Origin of the sequence: Pectobacterium sp. IFB5596, assembly GCF_021432585.1 — a bacterium.
Lineage (GTDB): Bacteria > Pseudomonadota > Gammaproteobacteria > Enterobacterales > Enterobacteriaceae > Pectobacterium > Pectobacterium punjabense.
Genome location: NZ_LXFY01000012.1, coordinates 21,780 through 41,369, shown reverse-complemented (window position 1 = coordinate 41,369; position 19,590 = coordinate 21,780). Strand labels below are relative to the sequence as shown.

Genomic DNA, 19,590 nt, shown 5'->3' with positions numbered 1-19,590 from the left:
TGCGGTGCCATATTCCGCTGCCGGAGAATTTTGTCAGATAATTTATTACTCAGGTATCGAAACTCACTATGCTCGAACTTTTGATTGGTGTTGCTGTAACGATTCTGGTTGGTCGTTACATTATAAAAGGGTACTCCGCGACTGGCGTGTTGTTGGTGGGGGGGCTGTTACTCTTGGCAATCAGCGCCATGCTGGGGAAAAACGTATTGCCAGCCAGTGCGAAAGCGACGGGCTGGAGCGCAACGGATATTGTTGAATACGTAAAAATTTTGCTGATGAGCCGCGGTGGCGATCTCGGCATGATGATCATGGTGCTGTGTGGTTTTGCCGCCTATATGACGCATATCGGTGCCAATGATGTCGTCGTTAAGCTGGTTTCCCGCCCGCTGAAAATGATCAACTCGCCTTATTTGCTGATGATTGCGGCCTATTTTGTCGCCTGTCTTATGTCGCTAGCGGTGTCATCGGCCACTGGGCTGGGCGTGTTATTAATGGCAACGCTGTTTCCTGTCATGGTGAACGTTGGCATTAGCCGCGGCGCTGCGGCGGCAATCTGCGCTTCTCCCGTGGCGTTGATCCTGTCACCTACATCGGGCGACGTGGTGCTTGCCGCACAGGCATCGCAGATGAAATTAGTGGATTTTGCCTTTAAGGCTACGCTACCCATTTCCATCATTGCTATCGTGTGTATGGCTGTCGCGCATTTCTTCTGGCAGCGCTATCTGGACAACAAAGCGAACATTAGCCATGAAATTCTGGATGTCAGTGAAATCACGACCAATGCCCCGCGTTTTTACGCCATTCTGCCGTTTACGCCGATCGTGGGTGTACTGATATTTGATGGTAAATGGGGGCCGGAGCTTCACATTATTACCGTGTTGGTTATCTGCATGGTGCTGGCCGCGATGCTGGAATTTGTTCGCTCGTTCAATGCGCAAAAAGTGTTTGATGGGCTGGATGTAGCCTATCGTGGCATGGCTGATGCCTTCTCTAGTGTTGTCATCCTGCTGGTCGCGGCTGGGGTATTTGCTCAGGGGCTTGGCACGATAGGCTTTATCAGCGGACTGATTGGTCTTGCGCAGTCATTTGGCAGCGGTGGGTTGGTGATTATGCTAGTGTTGGTGGCAATCACGATGCTGGCTGCGATGACGACAGGGTCTGGCAATGCGCCGTTTTATGCGTTTGTTGAGTTGATTCCTAAGCTGGCGTCGCAAATGGGCATCAACCCTGCCTACCTGGCCATTCCGATGCTTCAAGCTTCCAATTTGGGCCGTACTATTTCTCCAGTATCCGGGGTAGTGGTTGCGGTCGCCGGGATGGCGAAAATATCGCCGTTTGAGGTAGTAAAGCGCACATCGGTTCCCGTGCTGGTTGGGCTGATCGTGGTGGTGGTCGCTACAGAGATAATGATCCCTGCCTGATTATATACCCACAACCCTTACCATTCTGGAAGGGGGTGTGGGTACGGATAAGGTGTAGGTTGTGTGATAACGCTGTTATCACACTTCAAAATCAGTTTGTGGTTCGTTGTTTGGTGTAATGCGAACTTCCACAATACGGTGGCTTTCTACCGCCAAAATAGTGAACTGATAACCATCGATTGATAGCGTATCGCCCACCTGTGGAATTCGCTGCGCGTGCTCCATCAACAGGCCTGCCAACGTGTAGTACTCACGTTTTTCGTCCAGCGTCAGCGGAACATACATCGTCAGGTCTTCCAGCGGAATATAGCCATTTACGGTCCAACTGCCATCATCATTCTGTTGAATGCTGTGGCGAGCATCGCGATCTTCTCCTTCGCGCGGTAAGTTGCCCGCGATGGTTTCCATCACATCACTTAATGTGACAATCCCTTCCATTGAACCAAACTCATCAACGACAAACGCAAAATGTGTTCTTCCTTCTCTAAATTGCTCCAGCGCTTGTAAAAGCGAGAGTTGCTCAGGAAAAACCAGCGGCTGGCGGATCAGAATACGTAGGTTGAATGGCTCGCGGTTTAGCTGCTGCTGGAGTAAGTCGGCAACATTTATGATGCCCAGTGGTTCATCAGAGGTGTTGCTGTCGGTTACCACGAGTCGGGAGTGCTGGTTGCTTGTTAATAGCTTGGCGAGCACATCCTGCGTAATATTCAGCTCAACTGACTCGATATCATGCCGCGACGTCATAATACTGCTAATGGTTCGCTGGGCCAGCCCCAATACCCGTTTTATCATTCTGCGTTCTTGAATATTGAACACCTCCCGGCCTGCCCGAGTGTTGTCTGCAATCATCGACGAGGTCTGATTGTCCAGCTCGGCTTCTTCATGATTGCCGCGCAAAATACGCAAAACAACCTCTGCGGTGCGTTGGCGTAGCGGAACAGAAGAAGAAAGAAAGCGTCGGCGGTTAAACAGGGAAACTTGATTCAACATCTCAATCAATACCGAGAAACCTATCGCAGCGTAGAGATAGCCTTTGGGGATGTGGTAACCAAACGCGTCTGCCACCAGACTGAAACCAATCATCAATAGGAAGCTAAGACATAGGATAACGATGGTTGGATGTTCAGCGACAAAACGGGTCAGCGGTTTACTGGCTAGCAACATCAGGAAGATGGCAATCGTCACGGCGGACATCATGACCAGCAGATGGTCGGTCATGCCAACAGCGGTAATCACGGAATCCAGCGAGAATATGGCATCCAGTACGACGATCTGGGCAACTACCGGCCAGAAACGCGCACCTTTGCGCTGAGCCTGTTGCTCCTCATCTTTTCCTTCTAGTCGCTCATTAAGCTCCATGGTGGCTTTAAAAAGTAGAAATAACCCGCCAACCAGCATGATGACATCTCGAGCGCTGAATGTGTGCTCAAGGAGCGTGAAGAGAGGGGTAGTCAACGATACCAGCCAGGAAATGGACGTCAGCAGGCCCAGTCGCATAATCAAGGCAAGTAACAGGCCGACGACTCTCGCTTTATCACGTTGCTCTTTTGGGAGTTTCTCAGCCAGAATGGCGATGAAGATAAGATTATCAATGCCCAGAACCAATTCCAGGACAACCAGTGTAGCCAACCCGGCCCATATTGTTGGATCAGCGATCCACTCCATAGCTATTTTTTCACCTTTAAATGAAGATAACCTTGATAGCGTATCAGGGCGTGCGCAGATGAACCAGAATTTGCGAGGATATTCTTTATAACAAGCGTTCTCATGGACAAATACCGATCAGAGAGATGACGCTGATAAGCGTTGTCATTTTTTTGACATAGAAAGGTGAGTAGCTTATTGGTAGATTTTGGGTGAAAAATCGACAATAAGTAAAATTTTAAGAACGATACGTAAGGTATCGCACGTTACTATTTGATAATACGTGCATACAACGCATAGAATAATGCGCAGATTTAGCAGGATTTTTGCGACAGGGATGCGCGTAGTCTTATTCTGAAAAGCTCCTTTCAAGCCATCTTGCCCTTGTGCTCTTGATGTCGCCGCCAATATTATGGGCGAGATTTAGTTTTTTTTATTTAGCTAAAATCATATAAAAAATATATTGGCTGATCGTTTTTTGTTATAAAAATCAATTGATTAACAAATAAATTAAAATATTTAGATGCAAACAGATGGTTTACGGGTCCAGGGTGTAGCCATTGGATGGTGTTCCGTACGTTGTTTGACAGCGCATTGGTAGCTACGAGCCAAGGGCGGTAGCGTGTCTGATGCAAAACATTCACATAACGGGTTGGTGATGGTGCAAAAATGCAAGAATTTATGGTGGTCTTCCTGAGTGCTTTCATTGCGTTGTTCTTAGCAAGAAAAGTAGCAATAAAAGTTGGGCTGGTAGATAAACCGAATGAGCGCAAGAGACATCGTGGTCATATTCCACTGGTTGGCGGTGTTTCTATTTACATGGCCTTATGGGTCATGTATGCCTTTGATTTTGCATGGATTCCTGATTTCTCTCTCTATATGATTTGCGCCACGGTATTGTTGGTAGTGGGAATATTGGACGATCGCTACGATCTTCCGGTTCTTCCCCGTGTTGGTCTACAAGCGCTCGTTGCAGGTTTGATGATGTACGCCGGGGTCTATCTTGTATCCTTAGGCAAGGTGATGTTCGGGTACGAGTTATTCTTAGGTATTTTTGGTTATACGGTCACGTTATTTGCGGTGTGGGGGGCGATTAATGCCTTTAATATGGTTGACGGCATCGATGGCTTACTGGGCGCACTTTCCTGTGTAACATTTGGTGCATTGGCTGTGGTTTTTTATCTTGATGGACGGCACGAACTTGCTCGGTGGAGTTTGTACTTGCTGGCTGCGACGTTACCTTACATTTTGTTGAATCTGGGTGTGCCGTGGGGTAAGAAATTTAAAGTCTTTATGGGTGATGCGGGTAGTACGCTTATTGGTTTTACCGTTATCTGGTTGTTGATTTTGGCTACGCAAGGTGATGATGCCGTTATTCGTCCGGTGACGGCGCTGTGGTTTATCGCTATTCCGTTAATGGATATGGTGACGATTATGGTGCGTCGGATTCGCAGAGGCGATAGCCCGTTCAAGCCCGACCGCGAGCACCTACACCATATCCTGATGCGTGCAGGTTTGACACCTAGGCAGTCTTTATTGGCAATTGTTGTTGTAGCAATGGTTTTGGCTGCAATTGGTATTATTTGTGAATTAAGTGGTATAGCCGAATCTGTTATGCTGAGTGCGTTCTTGGTTGTTTTTGTCGGTTATTTTTGGGCAATAACGCGAGTATGGCGTCTGCTGACCTGGATAAGGCGTGCCAGTCATGGGGCGGTTGTTGTTGCAGATAAGATGGAGCAACGACGCTAACAGATAAATTAACGGCTGTTTGCGCTTTAGACTGTAGGTTTGCTTAACGAAATGTCCTCTATAATTATTTGATATTTTGTAGGGATTTGCGCGATTTTTAATCAAAAGTGATGGCATGAACAGGATGATAAAGCATAAATTGAAATTGATACCAATGGTGGTGTCACTCGCTTTGTTGAGCGGCTGTACCTTAATCCCCGGTAGCCATCTTTCTACGAGTGGCAAAGCGGTTATCGAACAGCAAGACGCTGATTTTAATATTGATAAATTAGTGAATGTTTATCCACTCACACCATATTTAGTGGATAAAATGCGGGCGAAGCCGCTGATTGCGCAAACTAACCCTGCGCTAGAACGTGAACTCCAACAGTATGAGTACCGTATTGGTATTGGCGATGTCATCATGGTTACCGTATGGGATCATCCTGAATTGACTACCCCAGCGGGTACATACCGTACTGCTGCGGATACGGGCAACTGGGTACACTCCGACGGTACAATCTTCTATCCGTATATTGGCAAGGTGAAGGTTGCTGGTAAAACGGTAATGGAGATTCGTGAAGATATCACATCACGTCTGGCAACTTATATCGAATCCCCACAGGTCGATGTTAGTATTGCCGCTTTCCGTTCTCAAAAGACGTATGTAACTGGTGAAGTTAAAACTTCTGGTGAACAGCCCATTACCAATGTGCCACTAACCATCCTGGATGCAATCAATAAAGCGGGTGGGTTAAGCGAGAATGCTGATTGGCGTAACATTGTGCTGACGCATAACGGCCAGGAAAAACGTATCTCTCTTCAAGCGCTGATGCAAAACGGCGATCTTTCTCAAAACACTCTACTATACCCTGGCGACATCCTTTATATTCCCCGCAATGACGATTTGAAAGTCTTCGTTATGGGTGAAGTCAAGAAGCAAAGTACGCTCAAAATGGATCGCAGTGGCATGACCCTGACAGAGGCTTTGGGTAATGCAGAAGGCATTGATCAGACATTTTCTGATGCCACTGGGATTTTTGTGATCCGGTCATTACGAGGAACACAAGGGCCTAAACTAGCTGACGTCTACCAACTTAATGCGAAAGATGCTACGGCCATGGTAATGGGGACGGAATTCCAGTTACAACCTTATGATATTGTCTATGTAACGACGGCACCAATCGTTCGCTGGAACCGTGTCATCAGTCAGCTTGTACCTACTATTTCTGGGTTCAATGAGTTGACCGAGGGCTCGCTGCGCGTTCGTACTTGGCCGTAGAGATAACTATGTTTGATTCAATACTTGTCGTTTGTGTTGGTAATATTTGCCGTTCCCCTACGGGGGAGCGGTTGTTGAAACAGGCTTTGCCGACGAAAAGAATCGCTTCTGCTGGATTAGGCGCATTGGTAGGGAAGCCCGCCGATGCAATGGCAACCGAGGTAGCAAATCATCATAACCTTTCTCTCGAAGGGCATGAAGCGCAGCAATTGACCTCCGCCTTATGCCGCCAGTACGACCTGATTCTAGTTATGGAGAAAGGACATATTGATGGAGTGGGGCGTATCGCACCAGAGGTGCGAGGTAAAACTATGCTCTTTGGCCACTGGCTGAGCCAACAAGAAATTGCCGATCCTTACCGAAAGAGTCGCGAAGCATTTGAATTCGTTTACTTGCAACTTGAGCAATCCGCCCAAAAATGGGTGCAGGCATTAAGCCGTTAACAAGTCAGGGAAATCCATGGCAGAGAAAATTTCAGTAAAAGCATCCGAAACGAATGCGGATGAGATTGATTTAGGGCGTTTGTTGGGAACATTGTTGGATCATCGTTGGTTAATTGTTGGTGTTACTGCAGTTTTCACTATCGCTGGTATTCTTTATGCGACATTTGCTACACCAATTTACAAATCGGATGCGTTAATCCAGGTGGAGCAAAATGCCGGGAATTCCCTCCTTAAAGACATCTCTAGTGTATTACCGGATGCGAAGCCTGAATCAGCTGCGGAGATTGAGCTGATTAAATCGCGGATGGTGGTTGGTAAGACGGTTAGCGATCTCTCTTTAGATATTGTAGCTCAACAAAAATATTTTCCCGTTTTTGGTAAAGGTTTTGCGAGGCTGCTGGGAGAAGATGTGGGGAAGATTGCAGTATCAAGATTGGAAGTGCCTAAATCTTGGGAAGATGAAGCTATTAGACTTACCATTATTGATGAGCAGAATTATGTAATAGAAGCAGGGGATGCTTTAAAATTCAATGGAAAAGTTGGGAGTATAGAAAAACATAATGGCCTTTCTATATTAGTAAGTGATATTAAGGCTGAGAAAGGTACAGTTTTTCGCCTTAAGAAATTAAATACTATTACGGCTATTAATAACATATTAGAAAATTTAGTTGTTGCAGATAAAGGAAAGGATACTGGAGTACTTTCGCTAAGTTATGAAGGTGAAAATCCTGAGTTAACCAATAAAATACTTAATAGTATTAGCCAAAATTATCTTCAGCAAAATGTTGAACGCAAATCTGAGGAAGCAGGAAAGAGCCTTGAGTTTCTTAAGGAACAACTACCCAATGTTCGTCTCACGCTTGATGATGCTGATAATAAATTAAACAGTTATCGACAAAAAAATGAATCCGTTGATTTATCGTTAGAAGCGAAAGCTGTTTTGGATACGATGGTGTCTGTAGAGTCTCAGCTTAATGAACTTACGTTTAAAGAGGCTGAAATATCCAAGCTATATACTAAAGAACACCCTGCTTATCGTGCGTTGATGGAAAAGCGAAAAACTCTTGAAGAGGAACGCGAAAAAATCAATAAGCGTGTTGGTAGCATGCCAAAAACCCAACAAGAAATATTACGCTTAACACGTGACGTAAATGTTGGACAAGAAGTCTATATGCAGCTGTTGAATAAACAACAGGAACTGAGCATTAACAAAGCGAGTACAGTTGGTAATGTTCGCATTATTGATGCAGCTGCACTTCAGCTTAAACCTGTAAAACCTAAAAAGCTCATTGCTATTTTGTCAATGCTAATTATAGGTGCTGTAATATCAACGATATTTGTTATATTAAAAACAATGCTGCATAAAGGCATTGAAAGCCCTGAGCAGTTAGAGGATTTAGGAATTAACGTGTACGCCAGCGTTCCTTTATCAGAATGGCAGCAGAAGAAAGACAGAGCAATATTAGGAAAAAGCAAGAAAGGGAATACGCGCTCTACAGAACTCCTCGCAGTGGGTAATCCTGCCGATCTCGCTATTGAAGCGATTAGAAGCCTGCGCACGAGCCTGCACTTTGCCATGATGGAAGCTAAAAATAATGTACTAATGATTTCTGGTGCGAGTCCTGCAATTGGTAAAACATTTGTTAGCGCAAACCTTGGCGCTGTTATCGCACAGTCGGGACAGCGAGTTCTGATTGTTGACTGTGATATGCGCAAGGGGTATGCCCATGAATTAATGGGAACCCATGGAACTGATGGCCTTTCTGATATATTGTCTGGGCAGATAACGGCAGAAAAAAGTGTCCGTAAAACCGCTGTGGGAAATATGGATTTTATCGCTCGTGGACAGATTCCACCTAATCCTTCTGAGTTGTTAATGCATAGCCGTTTCTCTCAGTTCGTTGACTGGGCTTCTAAACATTATGATATTGTTTTATTGGATACCCCCCCGATTCTAGCTGTGACTGATGCTGCAATTATCAGCCGGAACGCGGGAACGTCCCTCTTGGTTGCGCGTTTTGAGGTGAATACGCTGAAAGAAATAGAGGTAAGTGTGCGCCGATTTGAGCAGAATGGTACGGAAATTAAAGGTGTTATTCTGAATGCGATTGTAAAACGTGCAGCTAGCTATTACGGTTATGGGAATTATAACTACTATACATATGACTATAAGGACGATAAAAAATAGTCATATAAAATACGAAAAAAGCATTGCCTCTTTTTTATTACTATCTACAGTGGATGGGTTTTTATTCTTTTTTAATGACTTTAAGAAACCATAAATAAAAATACTTATGGTTTCTTAATACCCCTTTTTGTTTTAGAGTTTCAGAATGATTTATGAGCTTAATTAAGAATACATTATATAACCTATGTGGTTTTGCTGTGCCTTCTATTATCGCTATTCCTGCATTAGGTTTGTTATCACGATATTTGGGTATGGAATTATTTGGTGTTTTCACCCTTGCTTTTGCAATTGTCGGTTATGCAAGTATATTCGATGTTGGGCTCACCAGAACGGTGATTAGAGAAATATCAATAAATAGAGATAATGTTAGTGAACAAAGGAAAATAATATCAACATCTAGCATATCTGTATTGATATTAGGTGGTGTTGCGGGGGGCGGGATATTTTTATATTCACCGCAGATAGCTGAAATTATAAAGGTATCAGATGTTTTTTTTGACGATGTAAAGGAATCCTTCCAACTTCTTTCTTTATTAGTGCCAGTTTTTTTATTAAACCAAATATGGTTAGCATATCTTGAGGGCCTTGAGAAGTTTGGTAATATAAATATTCAGCGTATCATCAGTAGTTCTTGTATATCTGCACTTCCAGCATTTGCTGTGTTGATTGAACCAACGCTTAAATCTGCGACTATCGGTTTAGTCTGTGGAAGAGCTATATCTTTGTTTCTTGGCTTTTTTGCATGTCGTAAATTTATATTAGCAAGTAAATTCATTTTTTATAAAGAAACTTTTAGTCGCCTTATTAAGTTTGGCGGATGGATTACGATAAGTAACATTATTAGTCCTATAATGGTTTACTTTGATCGATTTGTGATATCAAATTTATTAGGAGCAAATAAAGTAGCTTTTTATACTGCACCTTCTGAAGGTATCAGCAGGTTATTAAATATCCCATTCGCATTAGCAAGAGTATTATTTCCCAAACTTAGCAGTTGTTATAATAAAGAAGATAATGAAAAATTAGAAAAAATTAGCTACCTTGTACTTATTGTTACCTGTGGTTTTATTGTTTTTTTAGGTGTCTTTTTTTCGGAAGAAATAATGACGATTTGGATGGGGAGCGAATTTTTTGGCGAACCTGCTAACATTTTTAGCATTCTTTTGATTGGTTTCTTTTTTAATTCACTTGCCCAAATACCGTTCGCACAAATTCAGGCAAGAGGTCACGCTAAATGGACTGCAGCGCTACATGGTGTTGAGCTTCTTCCCTATCTACTTTTGTTATATCTATTGACGGTGAATTTTTCTTTGTATGGCACAGCAATTGCTTGGACAATTAGAGTAACTGTTGATTTTCTTCTTCTTTATATTCTGTCGAGAAAATAACATGGTTTCAATAGATATCGCTATGGCAACATATAATGGTGAAAAATATATAGTTGAACAAATCAATTCCATTATAAATCAAACCGTAGGGAATTGGAGATTGTATATCAGTGATGATGCCTCTTTGGACAACACTGTTGGTCTTATTAAGCAGTTGGCCCAGGTTGACGATAGAATTATTCTCATCAATGATGAGAGACAGGGAGGGGTGTTGAGTAATTTCAATAAAGTGTTAGAAGCAACCAAAGCTGATTATGTATTTTTAGCTGATCAAGATGATGTGTGGCCTGAAAATAGAATAGAGTTATTGTTAGATGAAATTCAGAAAAAAGATAAAAATAGAAGTCGTCCGGTAATGCTCTATAGTGATCTTGAATTGGTGGATAAGGATTTGAATACAATCTCCGAGAGCTTCTACAAATCATGTAAAATCAATCCACGGGAAAATATTGATCCTATTAATTTATTATGGAAATGTAGTGTTTATGGCTGTACAACAGTTTTTAATCGTGCATTATTAGATAAATGTCTGCCAATCCCTGATGGTATAACCATGCATGATAATTGGTTGGCTCTGAATGCCGCAGCAGAAAATGGTTTGTTTTATTTTGATAAAATTACGATTAAGTATCGCCAACATGATAATAATGTTGTGGGCGGGGGAAGGAAAAGTCTCATTAAAAGAATTCGTTCGTCGTTAGATTCATTTGGTAGAATAAGTAAATCGAAAGCTAAAATAAAAAGAATGCTATTTGAAATAAAAAAAATAAAAAATAATGATGTTTTTTATTTAGTCGAACTAGACGGTATTAAGTCGATATGTTTTTCTTTTAGGTATATTTTTTTAAGTTTATTTAGAGATAAAAAAATGTTGACTTTTTTTACATTTATTGTCTTTTTAGTAAGATGACCTCAGAGTGAAGATATAATACATGGAAAAATTTTTTTTATACCCACTCAATATATTTACGGCTTTATTCTTTTGCCTTATTTTATCCGCATTGAATTTTTCTTATCTATATAACTCTTTATCTTTCAATAGTTTTATTTTTTTTATATTTCCATTGGTTTTATTTGTAATTTTGTATTCTTTATGTAAAAAGAATTTTTCATCCCCTAAGTTATATAATAATCATGGGTTTGATAATGGTTATAAAGTATTCATAGTAATCTCATTTTTAGGTTTTTTTCTAGAATTTTACTTAAAGGGGATTCCTATCCTCATGGTCTCTGGTAGAGATGAATATCAAGGCCTTCCGTTTTTCCATGTCTTTTTTTATTCATCTTCTATTTGTGCTGTCTTATTATCATCATTGTTTTCTTCTAGAAAGGCCTTAGTTTATTCTTTTTCTTTTGCTGTGATGATTTCTGTTCTTACATTATCTAGGCAATTATTTATGGTCTCATTTTTAATTGTTATTATATCGACGGTTTATAAAAATGGGATTAATAAGAAACTAGTAATGAAAATGGTTTTTTCTTCGTTTCTCTTAATCTTGACGTTTGGTTTTATTGGCAATCTCCGACAGATATTAGCTGGCGATTATACCTCTAATTACATTTTAAATGTCGGAGGGGCAAATGCTAATGGAGAGGCATTAGGTGAGATTTTGTATTGGATTTGGCTCTATATGTCTAGCCCAATTTATAATTTAATATTTAATGTTGAACAATATAATCATGGATTAGACATATGTTATAACGATTCTGCTAATTGCATGGGGTACTATATTTCGTCTTTTTTATTACCGAACACGCTTGTAAAGTATTTAGGGTTTTCAGAACTAAAAGTTGATCTTGTTGTTGATTATTTAAATGCAAGCACTGGTTTTGCACAACCAGCAAGATTATTAGGATTAGCAGGTGTTTGTATTCAAATATTCATTCAATTTTTATTCTATGTCATTGGTTTCTTGACCATGCCTGCAAAAATAAGAGTTGCCTATTTTATTTATTTCTCTGTGTTATCTTTTTTTATGATCTTTGATAATTTATTTCTTAAAGGTGAGTTTTTTTTCTGTTTTGTCCTGATTTATTCTTATGGAATTATTAAAAGTGTAATGATTAATAATAAATAATTAGTATTCCATGCTGAATAGAATTTCAAAATTTAATTGGTAAGGATGAGTGTGTGAATAAAAAAAATATACTAATTATAGCGACAGCAGCAACAGATGGGGGAGCTCTTACTATTTTATGTCAATTGTTAAACGTTGTGTCGAAGACAGAACATAACTATACAGTGCTTATTAATGAAAGTACATTTGATAAATTGCCACATTATAATAATATTAACTATATCTGTATTAATACCAAAAATTGGATTAGTAGAATTCTTTTCGACTTTTATCGATTGGATAAATTCTTAAAAAAGAAAGGTATGATATTTGATACTTGCATAAATATGCAAAATATCCCTGTTAGGATAAAAAAAATAAAGCAATTTGTTTATATGCATCAATCTATACCGTTTTCAGATTTAAATTTTTCGCCGCTTTCTTCTAAAGAAAGATTGTTATGGCTATATAAGAAGTTTTATATATTTTTTATAAAAGCAAATTTGCCATTTGCTGACTATTTTATCGTGCAAACTAAATGGATAAAAAATGAATTAGTTTCAAAACTAAACGTAGAAAGTGATAATGTTTTAGTGATCAAGCCAAGTTTACCTGAAATACCTGAAATACCTGAAATACCTGAATGTCCTAAAAGTGGAAATATAAAAAATATCATTTTCTATCCAGCTACTGCATTTTCTTATAAAAACCATGAAGTGCTAATTAATGCGCTAGGGATCATAGGGAAAGATTTCCTTGAAGAGAACGATATAAAACTGGTTTTGACAATAAATAAAAATGAACTTTCTAATTTTGTTTCTTCATTAATCGATAAGCATAGGTTATCTGATTCTATTATATTTCTTGGAAGAATTGATAAAAATAAGGTTAGCGAACTTTACTCTAGAACGAGAATTATGGCTTTTCCTAGCCGCCTTGAGACATTTGGACTACCGTTATTAGAAGCTGCATACTATGGTTTGGATATATTGGCCAGTGACTTACCTTATTCAAAAGAGGTCCTATCTGAGTATAATAAAGCCTCTTATTGTGACCCTATGGATGCAAAAATATGGGCTGATAAAATAAAACAAAAAATGTCCTGTGATGAAAAAAAACCTGCCAAAAGAATAAATTATGCTGATGGGTGGGATGATTTGATGCATGTTATCAATAGAGTATAGCTAGTTATTTCTATAAAGACTGTTTTTAAAATTAAGAACTAAGAGGATGTATGTTTAAAGATAAAGTGTTATTAATTACAGGTGGAACAGGTTCTTTTGGTAATGCGGTCCTCAAGAGATTTTTAAATACCGATATAAAAGAAATAAGAATTTTTTCACGTGATGAAAAAAAACAAGATGATATGCGTAAATACTTTCAATCGGACAAGCTTAAATTTTACCTTGGTGATGTAAGAGATCTGCAAAGTGTCTCTAGTGCAATGCGTGGGGTTAATTATGTTTATCATGCTGCGGCACTAAAGCAAGTTCCATCCTGCGAGTTCTATCCTTTAGAGGCAGTAAAAACGAATGTATTAGGTACGGAAAATGTGCTTGAATCAGCTATAAACCATAATGTCGAAAGGGTTGTTTGCCTAAGTACTGATAAAGCTGTTTACCCCATCAATGCAATGGGCATATCAAAAGCAATGATGGAGAAAGTAATTGTAGCTAAGAGCCGTAATCTTGAAAATACTAATACCACGATCTGTGGTACTCGCTATGGGAATGTGATGGCTTCACGGGGATCTGTAATTCCACTATTTATTCGTCAAGTAGTGAATGGGAATCCTATTACAATAACAGATCCTAATATGACTCGGTTCATGATGACTCTAGATGATGCTGTAGATCTAGTCTTACATGCATTTCAAAATGGTTCGAATGGTGATATTTTCGTTCAAAAAGCCCCTGCTGCTACTATCGAAATATTAGTTAAATCTATATTAGATATTTTGAATAAACCAGGACATCCAGTGAGTATTATTGGCACCCGTCATGGTGAAAAACAATATGAAGCTTTGTGTAGTAGAGAAGAAATGTTTGTGGCTCAGGATCAAGGTAATTACTATCGAATTCCAGCAGATAATCGAGATTTAAATTATTCAAAATATTTTGAAGAAGGTCAAAAAGATCTTTCATCAATAGAAGACTATAATTCTCATAATACAATTCGTTTAGATGTTGATGGAATGAAGACACTTCTTCGAAAACTTGACTTCATTCAAGAAATAGAATCTGGAAATATTATTATTCCTGAGGGAGTATAATGATGAAAGTTCTAGTTATTGGTGCAACCGGAATGCTTGGTTATAGCTTATTTTCTAATTTAAGTGATTATAGGCATCTTAATGTTTTTGGAACAGTCCGTACTATCGAAGGAAAAGAGAGTTTTTTTAAAAAAAATATAAACAATGTAATCGATAATATCAATATTAGTGATATGCACAATATCGAAAGTGTTCTTAAAAAAATATCACCGGACATAGTCTTAAACTGTATTGGCCTTATAAAACAGCATGATATCTCTAAGCAGCACATATCTGCTATTAAAGTTAATGCATTATTCCCACACCAATTGGCCAGCCTTTGCGAACAGAATAATGCAAAGTTAATTCATTTTTCAACAGATTGTGTCTTTGATGGTAAAAAAGGCAACTATAAAGAGAATGATTTACCAACAGCAACAGATTTGTATGGAAAGTCAAAATATCTCGGAGAAGTTAACTACGGGAAGCATATAACATTACGAACATCCATAATTGGCCATGAATTATCTACTTCAGTTAGCCTTATTGATTGGTTTCTAAATCAGAAAGGAAAAATTGATGGTTTTTCAAAAGCCATTTTCTCTGGTCTACCAACTGCCTACATCGCAAAAATTCTTGCGGAGAAAATTTTTATAAATTCAGAGTTAAACGGCTTGTATAATTTGTCAGTAGATCCTATCGATAAATTTACTCTGCTTTCTTTAGTTGCTGAAATTTATGGGAAGAAAATATTAATCAACAATAACGATAATTTTATTATTGATCGTTCATTAGATTCAATTAAGTTTAGAACATCAACTGGTTTTTTACCGCCAATATGGCATGAATTAATTGAATATATGTATAAAGATTATATAAAGAGATATGTGTTATGAAAAAGCTAAAAATTGTAACGGTTGTTGGAACTCGGCCCGAGATCATTCGTTTATCGCGTATAATTTCAAAGTTAGATCAATATTGTGAACATATATTAGTACATACTGGTCAAAATTATGATTATGAGCTAAATCAAATATTTTTTGATGATTTAGGTATTCGTTATCCGGATTATTTCCTTGAATGTGCTGGCACTAATCCTGCAGGGACTATGGCGCAAGTCATTAGCAAATCGGATAAGTTATTTGAAGATGTAATACCTGAAGCAGTATTGATTCTTGGCGATACGAATAGTGCTTTAGCCGCAATTTCTGCGAAGCGTAGGAAAATTCCTATATTTCATATGGAGGCAGGTAATCGCTGTTTCGATTTACGAGTCCCTGAAGAAATTAATAGAAAAATTGTCGATCACATCTCTGATGTGAATATGCCTTATAGTGATATAGCTCGTAGCTACTTGTTAAAAGAGGGAATCAGCCCTGATCTTATTGTAAAAACAGGTAGCCCAATGGATGAAGTTTTAAATTTTTATAAAGATAAAATTCAGAAATCAGATGTTTTGTCTCGTCTAGGACTCAGTTCTGGTAATTACTTTGTAGTTAGTGTGCATCGAGAGGAAAATGTTGATTCAGAAAAAAACATCCATTTATATGTGGAAGCATTAAACACAATTGCAGATAAATATAGCCTACCTATAATTGTTTCAACTCATCCAAGAACACGTAAAAAAATAGATAGTCTAAATGTTAAGTTTGATGACAAAATACAACTTATGAAACCACTTAGTTTTAGTGATTATGTTCACTTGCAAAAAGAGGCTAAAGTTGTATTGAGTGATAGTGGTACAATAACAGAGGAATCTTCAATTTTAAATTTCCCTGCTATTAATATTCGTGAAGCTCAAGAAAGACCCGAGGGTTTTGAAGAGGGAGCTGTTATGTTCACGGGTATGAGCATAACTCGTATTCTTCAGGCTATTGAAATATTGGAAACACAGCCTAGAGGAGAAGAACGATTAATAAATACGGTTCAGGATTACATAGCACCAAATGTTTCAGATAAAGTTCTTCGTACTATCTTAAGCTATACGGACTATGTAAATAGAGTTGTGTGGAAAAAAATTTAATGCATTTAGCTCTGATTATTGATGATTACTTACCTCATAGTACACGAGTTGGAGCAAAAATGTTCCATGACCTTGCTTGCTATTATGTTTCATTAGGTTATGAGATTACAGTAATTACTCCTGTTGAAAAGCAGAAGAAAAAGTTAGTTCAGTGCCAACTTGATTCTGTGAATATTTGGTATTTTTCAAGTGGAGCAATCAAAGATGTTCATAAGATCAAACGAGCAATTAACGAAACATTACTTTCATTTCGTGCGTGGAATGCTATATCCTCAAAAATAGGCCCTGAGACTTTTGATGGAATTATTTATTATTCACCATCAATATTTTGGGGGCCATTGGTTTCAAAAATTAAGGGACGTTGTAAATGTAAGTCCTACCTAGTGTTACGTGATCTTTTTCCCCAATGGGTAATAGATGCAGGAATGATTAGGAAAGGATCATTTGTTGAGAAATATTTTCGGTTTTTTGAGAAACATTCATATAACCAAGCAAATGTTATTGGTTTAATGTCTGAAAGAAATAAATTGCTTTTCGATGAAATTACTAATCATAGTTATTTAACTGATATTTTAAGAAACTGGGCTGCATTAAATCCTTATAATCCACCTTCTAAGCCAGTCAGTATCCGCAAAAAACTTCATTTAGAAAATAAAGTAATTTATTTTTATGGCGGTAATATTGGTCATGCGCAAGATATGGCTAATCTAATGCGGTTAGCAAAATCTATGAGTGTTTATGATAAGGCTCATTTTTTATTTGTTGGTCAAGGGGATGAAGTTAAATTAGTCAATCAATTGGCAAAAGAATGGAATCTTAAGAATTTCACCTATTTACCTTCTGTCGACCAAAATGAGTTTAAAAATATCCTAGCAGACATAGATATCGGACTTTTCTCTTTATCAGCTCAACATACAGCTCATAACTTTCCAGGAAAGCTACTTGGTTATATGGTTCAGTCAATACCCATTTTAGGTAGTGTTAATTTTGGTAATGATTTACTTGATATTGTAAATGGAAAAAATGCAGGCTTGATTACAATAAATGGTGATGATGAGCAACTGTTTAATAATGCATTATTACTTTATGAGAACCCTGAGTTAAGAAATAGTGTTGGTCGTAATGCATATTCTCTACTTGAATGTGAGTTTTCAGTTCAGTCTGTAGGAAATGCTATTATTGATAACTTAAAGGTATAACATGAAAGTATATAATAATGAGTACTTATCTCCGCTATTTGAAAGTGCGAAAGAGTCTCTAATAAAGAGGTCTCATCTCAACCTGCATGCTAATTATGATGAGAAAGTTCAACGATTATTTATAGCCTTAACTAAAGGAAGCTATGTTAGACCTCATTACCATGCTCTTCCACACCAATGGGAAATGTTCATCGTCATAGAGGGGTGTGTGGAAATATGTATTTATGATAATGAAGGGGGGGTGATTAAAAAATTTAATGTAGGTGAAAACATGAATTCTGCAGTTGTTGAACTTAATCCATATGATATTCATAGTTTGGAATGTATTAGCGACAAGGCCTTAATATTAGAAGTTAAAGAAGGGCCTTTCTTAATTGAATATGCCAAAACATATCCTTCTTGGAGTCATGATTAGGCTAATTATATAGAACAAATTTCTCCAATTATATAACTACCACTCTCTATATATTAATTTCATGATTGGTTGATTTTAGTAGATTGTGCAGTAGAAAATCTCATGGCAAAGTTATGATAAATAACTTGCCATGATTAAATATTATTCTATTTAAATGAGAGTGATATTTTTACTTGATTAGCTTATTCAAAACAGCCTGCCAGTTAGACAACTCGATATTAAGCCTTTGAATTTTTTGACATGCTAGAGATGAATAAGAAGGGCGATGTGCTGGTGTTGGGTATTGAACTGTAGTGATTGGTTTTAGCGTTGGTGTTCTCTTCAATTTTTCATTATGTGCAGCGATAGTAAAAATGCTTTGGGTGAATTCATACCAACTTACTTCCTTATCCCCACAATAGTGATAAATCCCTCCTTTAGCATTTTTTTCAAGCAGAGAAATAATCGCCAGCGCTAAATCCCCGGCATAGGTTGGACAACCGCGCTGGTCGGCAACAATACTTAATGCATCCCGTTCTTTTGCTAGCCTTAACATTGTCTTAACGAAGTTATTGCCGTATTCACTAAATACCCAAGCGGTTCGCACAATAATTGCTTCAGGAGCAGCTTGTGTCACTGCTTGCTCACCCGCTAACTTGGTTTTACCGTAAACGCTTAGCGGATTCGTTGCACTGTCTTCGTTGTAAGGCTCAGTAGCATTACCATCAAAGACATAATCGGTAGAAACATGGACTAACCGAATGCCTTGCTTGCTGGCGACAACAGCTAAATTCTCTGGGCCTGTAGTGTTGATTTTTTCTGCAAGTTCAGGTTCTGATTCCGCCTTGTCTACGGCGGTGTACGCAGCAGCATTGACGATAGCATCCGGTTGGAAATCCTTTACTGCCTGTTCGATGTGGGCTAAATCCGTAATATCGAGTTCACCAGAGTCCGTCGCCAAAATCTCCCACCCTATTGGCAAACGATCTTGAAAGCAGCGGCCTAATTGCCCATTCGCACCTGTTAATAATATTTTCATTTTCCCAGATCCTTGAATAATTGGCCTAGCTTATCTTTCTCAGAAAGCAATGGATCGGATATTGGCCATTCAATGCCAACTTCAGGATCGTTCCATAACAGGCATCCTTCATCGCTGGGATCATAATAATCTGTACACTTGTACTCGAAATCTGCGGTATCTGAGAGAACGACAAAACCATGTGCCAGCCCCGGTGGGAGCCAGAATTGGGTTTTGTTCTCTTCAGATAGCACTATCCCATACCATTTACCATATGTTGGGGAATCCTGACGAATATCTACTGCAACATCAAAAACTTCCCCGCGTACAACGCGAACCAGTTTTCCCTGTGGATTCGTTTTTTGGAAATGTAAGCCGCGTAATACGCCTTTGCTTGAACGGGAATGGTTATCCTGAACAAAGTCTAAATCGATATCCAACATCTTTTGGTAGCGCTTCTTCTCAAATGTTTCAAGGAAGAAGCCTCTGGCGTCACCAAATACTTTCGGTTGAATAATTTTTGCGCCGTAAACAGCGGTATCAATGATTTGCAT

Annotated in this window: 17 protein-coding genes; 14 read left to right on the top strand and 3 right to left on the bottom strand. The window is 38.7% G+C overall.

The window, feature by feature from the left end; genetic code table 11:
* Window positions 1–68: 68 nt before the first annotated feature.
* On the top strand, window positions 69–1,421 hold the full coding sequence (gene dcuC, locus A6301_RS09960) for an anaerobic C4-dicarboxylate transporter DcuC (RefSeq protein WP_205541719.1): 1,353 nt from the start codon (window positions 69–71) through the stop codon (window positions 1,419–1,421).
* A 78-nt stretch (window positions 1,422–1,499) separates the two neighbouring features.
* Here the strand turns inward: dcuC and A6301_RS09955 are convergent, their stop codons facing one another.
* Window positions 1,500–3,086, bottom strand: coding sequence for a TerC family protein (locus A6301_RS09955; RefSeq protein ID WP_205541721.1), 1,587 nt, complete (start codon window positions 3,084–3,086; stop codon window positions 1,500–1,502).
* A gap of 648 nt (window positions 3,087–3,734) precedes the next feature.
* On the opposite strand from A6301_RS09955, the gene wecA reads away from it, so the two are divergent.
* From wecA to A6301_RS09890, 13 genes are all read left to right on the top strand, one after another.
* A complete protein-coding gene (gene wecA / locus A6301_RS09950) occupies window positions 3,735–4,814 on the top strand; it encodes a UDP-N-acetylglucosamine--undecaprenyl-phosphate N-acetylglucosaminephosphotransferase (RefSeq protein WP_234257701.1) in 1,080 nt (359 codons plus the stop codon).
* Between the two features lie 124 nt (window positions 4,815–4,938).
* A complete protein-coding gene (locus tag A6301_RS09945; protein ID WP_205543289.1) occupies window positions 4,939–6,075 on the top strand; it encodes a polysaccharide export protein in 1,137 nt (378 codons plus the stop codon).
* An 8-nt stretch (window positions 6,076–6,083) separates the two neighbouring features.
* A complete protein-coding gene (locus A6301_RS09940; protein ID WP_107169871.1) occupies window positions 6,084–6,518 on the top strand; it encodes a protein tyrosine phosphatase in 435 nt (144 codons plus the stop codon).
* Window positions 6,519–6,534: 16 nt separating this feature from the next.
* Window positions 6,535–8,706 carry a tyrosine-protein kinase Wzc gene (wzc, locus tag A6301_RS09935; protein ID WP_234257700.1) on the top strand — a complete coding sequence of 724 codons (2,172 nt, stop codon included), beginning with the start codon at window positions 6,535–6,537 and terminating at the stop codon, window positions 8,704–8,706.
* A gap of 152 nt (window positions 8,707–8,858) precedes the next feature.
* Complete coding sequence (locus tag A6301_RS09930) at window positions 8,859–10,094, top strand: flippase (protein ID WP_234257698.1); 1,236 nt, start codon at window positions 8,859–8,861, stop codon at window positions 10,092–10,094.
* Window position 10,095: 1 nt separating this feature from the next.
* Window positions 10,096–11,004, top strand: a complete 909-nt coding sequence (locus tag A6301_RS09925) for a glycosyltransferase family 2 protein (protein ID WP_234257696.1) — start codon at window positions 10,096–10,098, stop codon at window positions 11,002–11,004.
* 22 nt (window positions 11,005–11,026) lie between these two features.
* Window positions 11,027–12,172, top strand: coding sequence for an O-antigen polymerase (locus tag A6301_RS09920; RefSeq protein ID WP_133169870.1), 1,146 nt, complete (start codon window positions 11,027–11,029; stop codon window positions 12,170–12,172).
* A gap of 53 nt (window positions 12,173–12,225) precedes the next feature.
* Window positions 12,226–13,335, top strand: coding sequence for a glycosyltransferase (locus A6301_RS09915; protein WP_234257694.1), 1,110 nt, complete (start codon window positions 12,226–12,228; stop codon window positions 13,333–13,335).
* Between the two features lie 50 nt (window positions 13,336–13,385).
* Window positions 13,386–14,423, top strand: a complete 1,038-nt coding sequence (locus tag A6301_RS09910; RefSeq protein WP_107169877.1) for a polysaccharide biosynthesis protein — start codon at window positions 13,386–13,388, stop codon at window positions 14,421–14,423.
* A complete protein-coding gene (locus tag A6301_RS09905; RefSeq protein WP_234257693.1) occupies window positions 14,423–15,298 on the top strand; it encodes an SDR family oxidoreductase in 876 nt (291 codons plus the stop codon). Before A6301_RS09910 ends, A6301_RS09905 begins: the two co-directional genes overlap by 1 nt.
* Window positions 15,295–16,425, top strand: a complete 1,131-nt coding sequence (gene wecB / locus A6301_RS09900; protein WP_234257692.1) for a non-hydrolyzing UDP-N-acetylglucosamine 2-epimerase — start codon at window positions 15,295–15,297, stop codon at window positions 16,423–16,425. Before A6301_RS09905 ends, wecB begins: the two co-directional genes overlap by 4 nt.
* Window positions 16,425–17,624 (top strand): glycosyltransferase family 4 protein, encoded by a 1,200-nt coding sequence (locus A6301_RS09895; protein ID WP_215483822.1) that lies wholly within the window; start codon window positions 16,425–16,427, stop codon window positions 17,622–17,624. The genes wecB and A6301_RS09895 overlap by 1 nt, the downstream gene beginning before the upstream one ends.
* A gap of 1 nt (window position 17,625) precedes the next feature.
* The gene (locus tag A6301_RS09890; protein WP_234257691.1) at window positions 17,626–18,039 is read left to right on the top strand and encodes a WbuC family cupin fold metalloprotein; all 414 of its coding nucleotides are present in this window, start codon (window positions 17,626–17,628) and stop codon (window positions 18,037–18,039) included.
* A 169-nt stretch (window positions 18,040–18,208) separates the two neighbouring features.
* Here the strand turns inward: A6301_RS09890 and rfbD are convergent, their stop codons facing one another.
* Window positions 18,209–19,057, bottom strand: a complete 849-nt coding sequence (gene rfbD, locus A6301_RS09885; RefSeq protein ID WP_234257690.1) for a dTDP-4-dehydrorhamnose reductase — start codon at window positions 19,055–19,057, stop codon at window positions 18,209–18,211.
* Window positions 19,054–19,590, bottom strand: a complete 537-nt coding sequence (rfbC, locus tag A6301_RS09880) for a dTDP-4-dehydrorhamnose 3,5-epimerase (protein ID WP_107169883.1) — start codon at window positions 19,588–19,590, stop codon at window positions 19,054–19,056. Before rfbC ends, rfbD begins: the two co-directional genes overlap by 4 nt.